This window comes from Streptomyces sp. CNH287, assembly GCF_000424825.1.
The window spans coordinates 92,958-106,246 of the sequence record NZ_AUKQ01000017.1; the positions used below are offsets into that span (position 1 = coordinate 92,958).

At 73.6% G+C, this 13,289-nt stretch carries 12 protein-coding genes; 11 read left to right on the forward strand and 1 reads right to left on the reverse strand.

The annotated features are described in order from the left end of the window. The first annotated feature begins 233 nt into the window (after window positions 1-233). The 10 genes from H299_RS0118530 (at window position 234) to H299_RS0118575 (ending at window position 12,035) form a co-directional block, all read left to right on the forward strand. Window positions 234-1,085 carry a menaquinone biosynthesis protein gene (locus H299_RS0118530; RefSeq protein ID WP_027749614.1) on the forward strand — a complete coding sequence of 284 codons (852 nt, stop codon included), beginning with the start codon at window positions 234-236 and terminating at the stop codon, window positions 1,083-1,085. A gap of 81 nt (window positions 1,086-1,166) precedes the next feature. Next, window positions 1,167-3,020, forward strand: a complete 1,854-nt coding sequence (locus H299_RS0118535) for a serine/threonine-protein kinase (RefSeq protein ID WP_027749615.1) — start codon at window positions 1,167-1,169, stop codon at window positions 3,018-3,020. Window positions 3,021-3,112: 92 nt separating this feature from the next. Beyond that, the gene (mqnC, locus tag H299_RS0118540; RefSeq protein WP_027749616.1) at window positions 3,113-4,309 is read left to right on the forward strand and encodes a cyclic dehypoxanthinyl futalosine synthase; all 1,197 of its coding nucleotides are present in this window, start codon (window positions 3,113-3,115) and stop codon (window positions 4,307-4,309) included. Window positions 4,310-4,328: 19 nt separating this feature from the next. Next, the gene (locus H299_RS0118545; protein WP_027749617.1) at window positions 4,329-5,021 is read left to right on the forward strand and encodes an imidazolonepropionase-like domain-containing protein; all 693 of its coding nucleotides are present in this window, start codon (window positions 4,329-4,331) and stop codon (window positions 5,019-5,021) included. Between the two features lie 118 nt (window positions 5,022-5,139). Next, window positions 5,140-5,757 (forward strand): Uma2 family endonuclease, encoded by a 618-nt coding sequence (locus H299_RS0118550; RefSeq protein WP_486587330.1) that lies wholly within the window; start codon window positions 5,140-5,142, stop codon window positions 5,755-5,757. Window positions 5,758-5,817: 60 nt separating this feature from the next. Beyond that, window positions 5,818-6,525: a demethylmenaquinone methyltransferase gene (locus H299_RS0118555; protein ID WP_027749619.1), complete on the forward strand. Its 708-nt coding sequence runs from the start codon at window positions 5,818-5,820 to the stop codon at window positions 6,523-6,525. A 94-nt stretch (window positions 6,526-6,619) separates the two neighbouring features. After that, entirely contained in the window at window positions 6,620-8,452 is a 1,833-nt protein-coding gene (locus H299_RS0118560; protein WP_158692353.1) for a hypothetical protein, read from the forward strand. 96 nt (window positions 8,453-8,548) lie between these two features. After that, window positions 8,549-9,100, forward strand: a complete 552-nt coding sequence (locus H299_RS0118565) for a SigE family RNA polymerase sigma factor (RefSeq protein ID WP_027749621.1) — start codon at window positions 8,549-8,551, stop codon at window positions 9,098-9,100. Beyond that, on the forward strand, window positions 9,097-10,440 hold the full coding sequence (locus H299_RS0118570; protein WP_027749622.1) for a PQQ-binding-like beta-propeller repeat protein: 1,344 nt from the start codon (window positions 9,097-9,099) through the stop codon (window positions 10,438-10,440). The genes H299_RS0118565 and H299_RS0118570 overlap by 4 nt, the downstream gene beginning before the upstream one ends. Window positions 10,441-10,763: 323 nt before the next feature. Continuing rightward, the gene (locus tag H299_RS0118575) at window positions 10,764-12,035 is read left to right on the forward strand and encodes a geranylgeranyl reductase family protein (protein WP_027749623.1); all 1,272 of its coding nucleotides are present in this window, start codon (window positions 10,764-10,766) and stop codon (window positions 12,033-12,035) included. Here H299_RS0118575 and H299_RS34930 read toward each other — a convergent pair. Next, window positions 12,001-12,699: an AraC family ligand binding domain-containing protein gene (locus H299_RS34930; RefSeq protein ID WP_051262612.1), complete on the reverse strand. Its 699-nt coding sequence runs from the start codon at window positions 12,697-12,699 to the stop codon at window positions 12,001-12,003. The two genes, H299_RS0118575 and H299_RS34930, sit on opposite strands and share 35 nt — an antisense overlap. A 103-nt stretch (window positions 12,700-12,802) precedes the next feature. Between H299_RS34930 and H299_RS0118585 the strand changes: the two genes are divergently transcribed. Then, on the forward strand, window positions 12,803-13,240 hold the full coding sequence (locus H299_RS0118585) for a cupin domain-containing protein (protein ID WP_078512853.1): 438 nt from the start codon (window positions 12,803-12,805) through the stop codon (window positions 13,238-13,240). Window positions 13,241-13,289 lie beyond the last annotated feature (49 nt).

Here is a 13,289-nt window from a genome sequence, read left to right on the forward strand (position 1 = left end):
CCGCAGGCTCTGTACTGCAAGGGAAACCAAACTGCAACTTGCGGCGAGCCTAGCACGGTAGGGCTGTGGCGCGGAAGTGTCCAAGATCTCCCACTAGGCGGAACCTTGCCGTCCGTTCGGCGGACCCCCGCCGAGGCCCGCGCGGTCGCCCCCGTGCTGGCCAGCGGGCTGCCGGGGCGCGCCGCCGGCGGCCCGCCCGGGCGGCCCGGGCCGCGAGGCGTACGCTCCGCAGTGTGACTGCACAGCCGAGATCCCGCCCGCGTGTCGGGCACATCCAGTTCCTGAACTGCCTGCCCCTCTATTGGGGCCTTGCCCGTACCGGCACCCTGCTCGATCTCACCCTCACCAAGGACACCCCGGAGAGACTGAGCGAACAGCTGGTGAACGGCGATCTCGATATCGCGCCGATCACTCTCGTCGAATTCCTCCGCAATGCGGAGGACCTCGTGGCCCTGCCCGATATCGCGGTCGGGTGCGACGGCGCGGTCATGTCCTGCGAGATCGTCTCCCGCCTCCCGCTCGACCAGCTGGACGGCGCCCGCGTCGCCCTGGGCGCCACCTCGCGCACCTCCGTACGCCTGGCGCAGCTGCTGCTCAGCGAGCGGTACGGGGTGCGGCCGGACTACTACACCTGCGCGCCCGACCTGGCCCGGATGATGGCGGAGGCCGACGCCGCCGTCGTGATCGGTGACGTGGGGCTGCGCGCCTATCTGCGGGCGCTGCCGGAGCCCGGCCTCCAGGTCCACGATCTGGGGCAGCTGTGGAAGGACTGGACCGGGCTGCCGTTCGTCTTCGCGGTCTGGGCCACCCGCCGCGAGTACCTGGCCCGCGAGCCCGAGCTGGTGCGGCAGGTGCACGAGGCGTTCCTCGCCTCGCGCGACCTCTCGCTGGAGGAGGTCGCCAAGGTCGCGGAGCAGGCGTCGCGCTGGGAGCCGTTCGAGGCGCGGGTGCTGGAACGGTACTTCACCACCCTGGACTTCCGGCTGGGCGCCGAACAGCTCGCCGGCATCGCGGAGTTCGCCCGCCGTACGGGCGAGTCCACGGGCTACTCGCCGCAGGCGAGGGTGGAGCTGCTCCGGCCGTGAGCCGGGTGTGCCTCACCCGCCGCGGCGGCGGGGGACAGCCCGTAGGCTGGTAGCCGCAGCGACCAGGGGGAGGTACGCACGATGCAGCCGCTCGACGTCGGCGACCCGCGCGTCATCGGGTCGTACCGCCTGCTGCGGCGGCTCGGCGCGGGCGGCATGGGCCGGGTGTATCTCGCCCGCAGCCCCGGGGGCCGTACGGTCGCGGTGAAGGTGGTGCATCCGCACTTCGCCGTCGACGAGGAGTTCCGCGAGCGGTTCCGCCGTGAGGTGCGCTCCGCGCGGCGGGTGGGCGGTCAGTGGACCGCGCCGGTGCTGGACGCCGACCCCGACGCGGAGGTGCCCTGGATCGCCACCGGCTACGTCGCCGGTCCCACCCTGCAACAGGCGGTCGCCGACCACGGGCCGCTGCCCGAGGCGGCCGTACGGGCGGTGGGCGCCGGGCTGGCGGAGGCGCTCACGGCGGTGCACGGGCTCGGCCTGGTGCACCGCGACATCAAGCCGTCGAACGTCCTGCTCGCGCTGGACGGCCCCCGGCTCATCGACTTCGGCATCGCACGGGCGATGGACGGCACCACGGTGCTCACCTCGACCGGCGTCTCCGTGGGATCGCCCGGCTACATGTCTCCCGAACAGGTGCTCGGCAAGACGTCGGTGGACGCCGCTTCCGACCTGTTCTCGCTGGGCGCGGTGCTGGCGTACGCGGCCACCGGCGAGGCCCCGTTCCCCGGGGACAGCTCGCACGCGCTGCTCTACCTCGTCGTGCACGAGGAACCGGAACTGAACGGCCTCGAAGGCCCCTTGCGGGAACTGATCGCCGGCTGCCTCGCCAAGGAGGCCGCCGACCGGCCGACCCCGGCCCAGGTCGCCGAGGCGCTGGCGGGCCCGGCGGGCGCCGGCGGCCTGCTGCGGCCGGGCTGGCTGCCCGCGCCGGTGGTCGAGGAGGTCAGCCGGGGCGCGGTCGAACTGCTCGGCCTGGAACCCGACCGGGCGGGGGAGGCGGTCTCAGGGCTGGTGCCCTTCACCCACCCCGCGCAGCGTTCCGGGGCGGACGGGGGCGGGGCTGCGGGCGGCGGGAGCGCCGGTTTCGGCCCGCCGGACCCCTCGTACGGCGGCGCGGCGCCCGTCGTGGCGGCCGACCCGCCCGCGACCCCGCCGCCCGCAGCTCCACCGGCCGCAGCCCCACCGGCCGCGAGCCCGCCCCCTGCTGCCCCGCCCTCCTCGGCCGCGCAGACCCCGCCGCCCGCGACCCCGCCGCGCCGTCGCCGGTTCGCCCTCTCCGCCCACGCCGCCGCCGGAGACGGCGGGGGCGCTGCCCCGGGTACGCCCGCCGTGCCGCCCCCGCCGCCTCCGGCGGGGCGCGGGCGGCAGCTGAGCTGCACGCTGGTGCTGTCCGTCGCCGGTGCCCTGGCGGCGGTTCTGCTCTCCGCGACGCTCGTCTTCGACCTGCTGCCGGGCGGCGGCTCCGCACGCGACAGCTCCGCCGACTCCGGCCGCGAGCCCTCGCCGCAGCCGACCTCCCAGCCGACGTCCGACTCGGAGAAGACGCGGGAGCCGCCGAGCGACGGCGAGGACGGCCCCTCCCGCGACCGTCCGGTGCCCAAGGCGTTCCTCGGCACCTGGCGCGGCGACGTGCGTATGGACAACGGACTGCCGGCCGGTTCCCTGACGGTCACCTTCACCCAGGGCAAGCGCGGCGAGCAGGTCGCCAGCGGCAGGATCACCCTCACCGGCATCACCTGTCCCGCCACCTGGAAGCTGAAGTCCGCCACCGCCGAGAAGCTGCGGACCGACGCCTCGGGAGGCGAGACCGCGCCGGGGTGCAGCGCGGGCAGCGACAACGAGGTCTTCACGCTCCGCGCGGACGGCAGCCTCCGCTACGACTCCAACGACCCCGCGAGCGGCAACACGTCGGGGACGCTGAAGAAGGCCGGCTGACCCGGGCGGTGCCGCTGCGGGCAGCCGGTTCGCGTCACAGCCCGTGTCGTACGCTGGTCCGGTCGCTGCCGCCACCACGAAGGGACGCTCCGGTGCCCGAGAACGCCGACCTCCAGTCCGTACTCGACCGCGCCGCCCAGGGAGGCCGCGTCACCCCCGAGGAGGCGCTCGACCTCTACCGCTCCGCGCCGCTGCACGCGCTGGGCCAGGCGGCCGACGCCGTGCGGCGCAGGCGCTACGCGGGCACGGAGCACATCGCGACGTACATCATCGAGCGCAACATCAACTACACCAACGCCTGCGTCACCGCCTGCAAGTTCTGCGCCTTCTACGCCGCGCCCAAGAGCGACAAGGTGTGGACCCGCGACCTCACCGACATCCTGCGCCGCTGCGCGGAGACGGTGGAGCTGGGCGGCACCCAGATCATGTTCCAGGGCGGGCACCACCCGGACTACGGCGTCGAGTACTACGAGGAGCACTTCGCCGCCATCAAGCAGGCGTACCCGCAGCTGGTGATCCACTCGCTGGGCGCCTCCGAGGTGGAGCACATGGCCCGCATCTCCAAGATGACCCCCGAGGAGGCGATCCGCCGCATCCACGCGGCCGGGCTGGACTCCTTCGCGGGCGCGGGCGCCGAACTGCTCCCGGCCCGGCCCCGGCAGGCCATCGCGCCGCTGAAGGAGTCGGGCGAGCGCTGGCTGGAGATCATGGAGACGGCGCACGGGCTCGGCGTCGAGTCGACCTCCACCATGCTCATGGGCACCGGCGAGACCAACGCCGAGCGGATCGAGCACCTGCGGATGATCCGCGACGTGCAGGACCGCACCGGCGGCTTCCGCGCCTTCATCCCCTACACCTACCAGCCCGAGAACAACACGCTGAAGGGCCAGACCCAGGCCACCCTGTTCGAGTACCTGCGCATGATCGCCATCTCCCGGGTCTTCCTGGACAACGTCGCGCACATCCAGGGCTCCTGGCTGACCACCGGCAAGGACGTGGGCCAGCTCTCGCTGCACTACGGTGCGGACGACCTCGGCTCCGTGATGCTGGAGGAGAACGTCGTCTCCTCGGCGGGTGCCCGGCACCGCTCCAACCGCATGGAGCTGATCCACCTCATCCGCGCGGCGGGCCGCGTACCCGCGCAGCGCGCGACCACCTACGAGCACCTGGTCGTGCACGAGGACCCGGCGCAGGACCCGGTCGACGACCGCGCGGTCTCGCACCTCTCCTCCACCGCGATCGAGGGCGGCACGGCGCACCCCGAACTGAAGCTCGTCGACGCGTCCTGACCGGTTCGGTGCACGGCCGATGCTGACGATCCACACCGCGGAGCTGCTGCTCCCCGGCGCCGGTCTCCCCGCGGTGCGGGGCGGCGCGGTCGCGCTGGAGGGCGGGCTGATCGAGGCCGTCGGCCCGTACGAGGAGCTGGCCGCCGCCCTTCCGCGCGCCCGCACCCGGCACTGGCCCGGACTGCTCACCCCGGGTCTCGTGCACCCGGCCGCCGCCGCGCTGCTGGAGGACGCCTACCACCCCGACCCGCGCGAGGCGGAATCGCTGGGTACCGCCCCGCTGGCGGGCGCGGCGCTGAGCGCCCTCGCCATGGACGAGGGCCGCTGGGGCGGCAGCGCCCGGCGCGGGCTCCAGCGGCTGCTGGCGCACGGGGTCACGGGGGTGGCGGGCCCCTTCCGGCGCGCGCCGGTCCGTACGGCGGTGCGCCGCTCGGGGCTCGTGGAGGTACGGCGTACGGTGCCGCCCGGCACGGCGCCGCTGTCCGGCCCGCCGGTGCTGGACCCGCTGGCGCTGCTGCCCCCGGAGTCGCTGTTCGCGGGCACCCTGGCCCCCGGCGCCCGCGCCGACCTGGCGGTCTTCGCCGTCCCGGCAGCCGCCGATGCCGCCGATGCCGCCGACGGGCCCGGCCCGCTGGCCGCCCTCCGGGAGGCGGGCGCGGCGACCTGCGCGGCCACGGTGCTCGGCGGGCGCCTGGTGCACCGCACGCGCTGACGGGCCGCAGCCGTCGGAAGCCGCCACCGCGTCAACGGCGCGCCGGAGGTGCGTCACTTCGGGTGACGGTACGGTCGAATGCAGGACCACCCTCCGTATCTCAGTCCACTCTTGTGCCATGGGAGTAGCAATGACCGCCGAACGGCAGGCTCAGGTGCGAGCGACTCCGGACACCTGGATGTTCCCGCCGGAGGACGGCTGGACGTACGACCAGGTCAAGGATCTGGAGCTGCCCAGCGACTGGGAGCTGGTGGACGGAGTGATCGTGGTTCGAGGCATGCCCCGGTTCTGGCATGACCAGGTGCGCGACAAGCTGTACCTCGCGCTGAGCAGAGCTGTGCGCCCTCCGTACGCGGTGAATGTCGCGCGATGCCTGATGGTGGACGAGCGCACCGTCCTCAAGCCTGACCTCGTCGTCTACGACAAGCGGGGTCTCGACGTCTTCACGCTGGAGTGCCTGCCCGTCGAGAACGTCGCGCTCGTGGTGGAGGTCGTCTCGCCCGGCTCGCGCAGTGAGGACCGGTTCCTTAAGCCGGGACTGCTGGCGGACGCCGGTGTACCGCACTTCTGGCGGGTCGAGCGGGGTGCGGACGGGGTGCCGGTCGTGCACGAGTTCTGGCGGCACCACGAGGCCGGCACGTTCGCGCCGCCGGACCATCCGACCCACCGGGAGCGGCTGAAGACCGATGTCCCTTTCCCTGTCGACATCGATCTGCGGGAACTGATCGCGCTCTGAGCCCCGCCCGGATCTCCGCCCGCCCGCACGCCGGGTGGGCGCGGGGTGAACAATGGCCTCGTGACCCGCGCATCCCTGGAAAAGCAGCCGCACGAAGTCGCCGCGATGTTCGATGACGTCGCCGCGCGCTACGACCTCACCAACGACGTGCTCTCCCTCGGCCAGGCGCGCCTCTGGCGCAAGGCCGTCGCCCGAGCCGTCGACGCCCGTCCCGGCGAGCGGGTGCTCGACCTCGCCGCCGGTACGGCCACCTCCTCCCTGCCGTTCGCCGCCGCGGGCGCCTACACCGTGCCGTGCGACTTCTCGTTCGGCATGCTCGCCGAGGGCAAGCGGCGCCAGCCGTGGATGCCGTTCACCGCGGGCGACGCCACGCGGCTGCCCTTCCGCGACGGCGCCTTCGACGCCGTCACCATCTCCTTCGGGCTGCGCAACGTCCAGGACACGGACGCGGCCCTGCGCGAGATGCTGCGGGTGACCGCGCCGGGCGGACGGGTCGTCATCTGCGAGTTCAGCCAGCCGACCTGGACACCTTTCCGCACCGTCTACACCGAGTACCTGATGCGCGCGCTGCCGCCCGTCGCCAAGCGGGTCTCCAGCAGTCCCGACGCGTACGTCTACCTCGCCGAGACCATCCGCGAGTGGCCCGATCAGCCCGCGCTCGCGCGCAGGCTCCAGCAGGCGGGCTGGGCGGACGTGGCCTGGCGCAACCTCTCGGGCGGTATCGTCGCCCTGCACCGTGGCGTCCACAGCAGAGAACTCACTGTTTGAGTACAGGTGTTCACCCAAGTCGGTAGACTCACGGCCCTGGTTCCGCCCCGCTGCGGGGCACAGCGCATCCGCTCACCTTCCCCGTGGAGCCGTCGTGGCCGCCTCTTGTCTGTCCTGTGGTGCCCAGTCGCCCGAGGGCGCCCGTTTCTGCATGTCCTGCGGCGGGCAACTGGCGCCGCCCTCCCCGGCGCAGTCGGCGCCGCCGGGCTGGATTCCGGCGCCGCCCGTCGCCGCGCCGCCCCCGCCGCACCACTCGACGGTCGCGGCCATGCCCACGATGACCAGCCCGGCGTACGCCTACCCGCCCCCGCCCCCGCCGCTCCCGCACCCGGCGCAGCCCGGGCAGTTCGCGCAGCCGGGCCCGTTCCCCCCGGGGCCGCCCCGCGCCCCCGGCGACTCCTTCCTCGGCCGCACCCTGACCGGGGACTGGGGCCGCTCCCTGCTGGCCGCCGTCTGGGCGCCGGTGCTCCTGCTGGTGTCGGCCTCGCTGCTCACCGTCCCCCTCGACGAGGGTTTCGACGATGTCGACCTCGGTCTCACCGGCAGCGGCGAAGAGGCGATGAGCTGGGGCGAGAGGTTCCAGTGGTCCCTGGCCGCGCTGCTGCGGGGGGTCGGCGGCCGGTTCGAGATCACCGCCCGCGAGGACGTGCCTGACTCCTACGAATCCGCCGCGGCGTCCGTCACCATGACGCTCTCCGTCATCCCGCTGACGGTCACCGCCCTGTTCGTGCTCGCGCTGTGGGCGGGGGCCCGGATGGTGCGCCGTTCGATCGCGAGCGGCATCGGCGCGGTGGAGGCGACGGTACGGACCGCGCTGCTCACCGGCGTGCTCACCCTGCTGCTCGCCCTCTTCTCCCAGCCGGAGACCGGCGAGGCGGAGGTCTCCACCACTCCCGTGCTCGCCGGGCTCGGCGCGCTGGTGCTGTCCGCGCTGGTCACCGGCGCGGTGCTGGGCAAGCCCTGGCTGACGGCCCGCGTCTCTGCACGGCCCGGCTCCGGCGGGGCGGTCGCGCTGCTCGCGGTGCGCGCCGCGCTGCGCGCCGTGCTGGCCGTCCTCGTGCTGGCGACGGTCACGGTGTGGATCGTGCTCGGCTTCACGGAGGACTGGTCGGACATGCCCGCCGCCGGCTACTGCCTGCTGGCCCTCATCGCGGTCAACGTCGGTGTGGGAGCGCTGGGCTTCTCCTGGGGAGGGCCGCTGGAGGTCGAGGGCACGAGCAACGCGGGCGCCTTTCTGGAGAACGATTCGATGGGGCTGTCGGACCTGGCCGACGCGGCCGGCGGCTGGGCGGTCATGGGCACGGTGGCCGGCGGCGTGGTCGCCGCGCTGCTGGTCGGCTGGTTCGCCGGGCGGCTGGTCCGCGGCAGTGTGCCGGGCCAGCTGCTGACCGGGGTCCTCTTCCTCACCGGTATCCTGACGGCCGTCGGGCTCGCCGGGATGGGCTACGACGTGGTCGAGCGCAGCGGCACCGGCACCGGCGGGATCGACGGGAGCGACGACGGCTCAAGCTCCCTGGAGCAGGCCGAGTTCGGCGTAGGCATGGGCATCGAGGTGCTGCCGCTGACCGTGCTGTGGGTGAGCGCCTCGGTGCTGCTGGTGCCGTACCTGATGCGGACGCTGGGCGCGTCCCCTGCCTACGCCGCGTACCCGCCGCCCGGTTACGGCTACCCGCAGGGCGCCGTGCCCGGCTACGGGCAGCCGCCGTACGGGCAGCCCGCCCCCGGCCCGGTCCCGTACGGCACCCCGCCGCCCGGTGCGGTGGCGTACGGCGTCCCGCCCCAGGCTGCACCGCCCGCCGCTGCACCGCCCGAGGCGGCTCCGCCTGCCGCCGCTCCGCCCGCCGCCGCAGCGCCGCACCCCGCCACCCAGGCGGACCCGCCGCCCCGCGACCCCCAGGCCGACCCCGGCGGCGCCGCGCAGCCGTAGGGCCGCTCCTGCCCTGGTGACACATGAACCGCCCGCGGTAGGGATAGCCGCGGGCGGTTCGGCACGTCATGAGGGTTGTCAAGGAGAGGAGGGCCGATGGAGGGCACGAGTCACGATGAGTTCCGGGAGTTCGTAGCGACGCGCTCCACCGCGCTGCTGCGGCTCGCGGTGCTGCTCACCGGCGGAGACCGGCACGCCGCGGAGGATCTGCTCCAGATCGCGCTGATGAAGACCGCCGGGCGCTGGGCGCACGTCGAGCAGCCCGAGGCGTACGTCCGCCAGGTCATGTACCGCCAGCAGGTCAACCGCTGGCGGCTGCGCGGGTACCGCGCCGAGACGACGGTGCCGGTACTGCCCGACTCCGGCGGGGACACCGCCGAAGCGGAGGAGTCCGAGCTGCGGATCGCCCTGTGGGCGGCGCTCGGCCGCCTGTCGAAGCGGCAGCGGGCCGTGGTCGTACTGCGCTACTACGAGGACCTGCCGGAGGGCGAGGTCGCGGCACTGTTGAAGTGCCCGGTCGGCACGGTGCGCAGTACGGCACACCGGTCGCTGGCCAAACTCCGGGGCCTCGTGCCGGAGTTGGGGCCCGACGGCCCGGCGGAACAGATGCGGTCGCTCAGCTACACAGCGGAGGGGATTCAGCGATGACGACGGAGCGCGTGGAGGAGAAGGTCCGGGAGACGCTGCATGCGGTCGCCCTGGACCAGGTGCGGGCGCCCGAGGACCTGGTCGAGAAGGTGGTGCGGCGGCGCAGCCGGCGCCGTTTCTCGCAGGCCGCGGGGGCGGCGGTGGCCGTTGCCGCGATCACCGTGGGGGCGGTGCTCGGCTTCGGGGACGGCGGCGAGGCCGAGCCGGACCGGCCGGCGGCGCCGGCGGCGGCGCCGGAGGGCTGGAAGCCGTGGCAGAGCGACGCCGCGGGCAACAGCGAGCGGGGCTGCCTGGTGGCGGGTTCCGCGCTGTACTGCGCCGGGACCAAGTACGACGCCGTGAAGTTCGACGCGAACACCGGCGAGCGGCTGTGGACGGTCAAGGTCAATCGCGAAGGCGACGGGATCGACCACCCGTTCGCCGTGCGCGACGGCGTGGTCTACACCTACCGCAACCACACTGCGGAGAACGAGCCGAACGGGGACTACGCGGGCGGCACCGACCTGATGGCGGTCGACGCCGACACCGGCGACGTGCTGTGGACGGTCGAGATGCCGCAGGACGACCGCACCGACCAGGCCGCCATGCTCATCGACGGCGCCGTGCTGGCCAACACCCCGTCGCTGCGTACGGTGTCGGCCCTCGATCCGCGGACGGGTAAGGAGAAGTGGCGCCACACCTGGGACAAGGGCGAGGCGTGCCAGCGGGCGGTGCTCGGCGGCGTGCCCCATCTCCTGTGTGCGCGGGACGCGGCGAATCCGGAGGAGACCGAGGTACTCCGTCTCGACCCCGCGACCGGGAGGGCCGAGAAGGTCACCACCCTCCCCGGAGCGCAGCAGCTGATCGGGACCTCGGAGGACCGGATGGTCCTGTTCGGAGCGAAGGACGCGTCGTTCAAGGAACTGCTGCTGAGCACGGTCAGCAGCGCCGGGGAGCAGACCACACACCCCTCTCCGATCAAGGAGGAGCAGGCTCTGTCGGAAGTCGTCGGGGATCGTCTGATCTCCGTGTCCTGGGAGGGCAAGGCCTCGGCCCACTCGCTCACCACGGGAAAGACCCTGTGGACCCGTCCGGTGCACGTCGAGATGCCCGACAAGGACACGGTGGGCGGCCTCGCGTCTCCCGTACTGTCGGTGGAGCGGGGGGAGATCTACTTCTTCAGCACGGGCGGCGACGTGTCCGCCCTCGATCTGCGCACGGGTGAGCGGAACTGGAGTGTCGGCGGCGACACCAGCAGGCCGGGCCCCGAGGTCCGGCCCCAGATCCTGCTCTACGAGGACGTGCTGGTCACCCGGAACGGCAGCCGCATGATGTCCTTTCCGCCGCCGGAGCGCGGCTGACCGCAGATCTCCCGGCCGGGGTGGCGCACCCGCCCCGGTGGGGACCCGGCCGGGGTGGCGCACCCGCCCCGGTGGGGATCCGGCCGGGGCGGCGCACCCGCCCCGGCCGGGCACCGCGTACGGCGTGCCCGTGCGGCACCCGCTGCGCGGCGCGCTGACCGGTGGGCAGCCCTCAGGGAGCGCCCGCCGGGCAGCCCTTAGACTGGTCCCCGTCAGCGCCGGGGCCGACCGGCACGCGCCAGCGAGTCCTGCGGGAGACCGACGTGACCGAGCCCCTCTCGAAATCCTCGACCGAGTCGAGCACCACGCCCCCGGCGCACAGCCTGTCCGAGCAGTCCGCCGACGTGATCGTCGTCGGCGCGGGCCCGGCGGGCTCCGCCGCCGCGTACCACCTGGCCCGCTCGGGCCTCGACGTGCTGCTGCTGGAGAAGACCGCCTTCCCGCGCGAGAAGGTGTGCGGCGACGGGCTCACCCCCCGCGCCACCAAGCAGTTGGTCGGGATGGGCATCGACATCTCCGAGGAGGCGGGCTGGCTGCGCAACAAGGGCCTGCGCATCATCGGCGGCGGCCACCGGCTCCAGCTCGACTGGCCGGAGCTGGCCAGCTACCCGGACTACGGACTGGTCCGCAAGCGCGACGACTTCGACGAACAGCTCGCCCGCCAGGCCCAGAAGGCGGGCGCGCGGCTCTACGAGCGCTGCAACGTGGGCGCCCCGGTCCTGGACGAGCGCACCGGCCGCATCACCGGCGTCGAGGCGAAGCTCGGTGAGGAGAAGGTCCCCGTCACCTTCTCGGCGCCGCTCGTCGTCGCCGCGGACGGCAACTCCACCCGCCTGTCGCTGAAGATGGGCCTGCACCGGCGCGACGACCGTCCGATGGGCGTCGCGGTCCGTACGTACTTCACCTCGCCCCGGCACGAGGACGACTACCTGGAGTCCTGGCTGGAGCTGTGGGACCGGCGGGGCGAGAAGGACCGCCTGCTGCCCGGCTACGGCTGGGTGTTCGGGATGGGCGACGGCACGTCGAACGTCGGGCTGGGCGTCCTGAACACCTCCTCCTCCTTCAAGGAGCTGGACTGGCGGGAGATCCTCAAGGCGTGGTGCGCCTCGATGCCCGAGGACTGGGGCTACACCCCGGAGAACATGACGAGCCCCATCCGCGGTGCCGCCCTGCCGATGGCGTTCAACCGGCAGCCGCACTACACGCGCGGGCTCCTGCTGGTGGGGGACGCGGGCGGGCTGGTGAACCCGTTCAACGGCGAGGGCATCGCGTACGCCATGGAGTCCGGTGAGCTGGCCGCCGAGGTGATCGTCCAGGCGAGCGCCCGGCAGACGCCCGCGCAGCGGGAGCGGGTCCTGATGAGCTATCCCAAGATTCTCAAGGACACCTACGGCGGCTACTACACGCTGGGCCGCGCCTTCGTGAAGCTCATCGGCAACGGCAAGGTGATGAAGCTGGCGGCGGAGCGCGGAATGAGCCACCCGCTGCTGATGCGCTTCACGCTGAAGATGCTGGCGAACCTCACCGACCCGACGCACGGCGACGCGATGGACCGGATCATCAACGGCCTCGCCAAGGTGGCCCCCCGCTCCTGACGGGCTCCTGCCGGGGCTGCGGCCCCTGCCCCTGCCTCTGCCCCGGGGTCGGGTGGGCGTGCAGCAGCGTCGCCGCCTCCTTGAGCGTGAGCCCGGCGGCGGTCCGCGCGTCCAGCAGCTCCCGCAGCTGCGCTGCCAGCCGGTGCGCCGCGCGGCCCGCTGCCGGTGCGGCGGCCGGCGCGGGTGGGCTGCCCAGGCGGAGGTGGTCCCGCAGACGTTCGCGGACGAGGGCGAGCCGGGACTCGGCCTCGAACTCCTCACCGGGCGCGCTCAGCGCGGAGTGCAGCAGGTGGATGCGGTGCCGCAGCAGCGGGTCGCCGAGTACGGGCCGGTCGACCGCGGCGCCGGTCAGCCGCGCCGGGAGCACGGTCGTGTCCAGATAGAGCACCCGCTTGCGGAATCCCGCGGGGGTGAGGGTCCGGCCGTCGTGCGCCACGCCGGGGGGCAGCAGGGTGATCGTCCCGGTTCCGGCGGCGACGGCGTCATGGCGGCGGCGGTCGAGCGCGAAGTCGAGCGAGCCGTCGTCCAGGATCATCAGGTCCCAGGTGTCGTGCGTGTGCACGGGGTACGCGTGCTCGGTGAAATGCGCGTGGAAGACCTCCGCGATGCCGTCCACCGCCGGGCGCCAGGCGCGGATCTCGTTGCGGGGGCGGTGCGCGGGCATGTGGGAAACGTACAAGACCGGGGGCGGTGGCGGGCGGCAGCGTGGGCGGCACGCGCGGAATCGCTCTCCTGGCGCCGCGCAAGCCGCTCCAGAGGGATGCCGTATGCCCGGTTCAGCACCGCACAGCCCGCCCGCCTCACCCGTTCCCGCCGCCTCACCCGTTCCGGCCGTCCCGCCCGTGGTCAGCCTCGCCGAGCGACTCGGGAGGTTCAGCGAGCTGTGGGCGCAGCAGCGGGTGGCCGGGCTCAACGGCCCCGACGGCTACGAGGTCAAGCTCGCCAAGCTGAAGGGGGAGTTCGTCTGGCACCGGCACGACGACACCGACGAGCTGCTGATGGTGGTGAGCGGACGACTCACCGTCCAGTTCCGCGACGGGGACGCGGTGCTGGAGCCGGGTGAACTGCTCGTGGTCCCCCGGGGGGTCGAGCACTGCCCGGTGGCGGAGGAGGAGACGGCCATCCTGCTGCTGGAGCCCGTCGGGGTGCTCAACACCGGCAGCGCGGGCGGCCCGATGACCCGCGCGGCGGAGTCCCTGGACTGAGCCTGACGCCCGGCCGCCTGGCGCCCGGCCGCGACGCAGAGGGGCCCCG

Excerpts from the sequence above, each read along its gene's own strand:
- H299_RS0118565 (WP_027749621.1), top strand. The coding sequence starts at position 8,549 with ATGGAGGGCACGAGTCACGATGAGTTCCGGGAGTTCGTAGCGACGCGC.
- H299_RS0118585 (WP_078512853.1), top strand. The coding sequence starts at position 12,803 with ATGCCCGGTTCAGCACCGCACAGCCCGCCCGCCTCACCCGTTCCCGCC.
- H299_RS0118570 (WP_027749622.1), top strand. The coding sequence starts at position 9,097 with ATGACGACGGAGCGCGTGGAGGAGAAGGTCCGGGAGACGCTGCATGCG.
- H299_RS34930 (WP_051262612.1), bottom strand. The coding sequence starts at position 12,699 with ATGCCCGCGCACCGCCCCCGCAACGAGATCCGCGCCTGGCGCCCGGCG.
- H299_RS0118550 (WP_486587330.1), top strand. The coding sequence starts at position 5,140 with ATGGGAGTAGCAATGACCGCCGAACGGCAGGCTCAGGTGCGAGCGACT.
- H299_RS0118535 (WP_027749615.1), top strand. The coding sequence starts at position 1,167 with ATGCAGCCGCTCGACGTCGGCGACCCGCGCGTCATCGGGTCGTACCGC.
- H299_RS0118545 (WP_027749617.1), top strand. The coding sequence starts at position 4,329 with ATGCTGACGATCCACACCGCGGAGCTGCTGCTCCCCGGCGCCGGTCTC.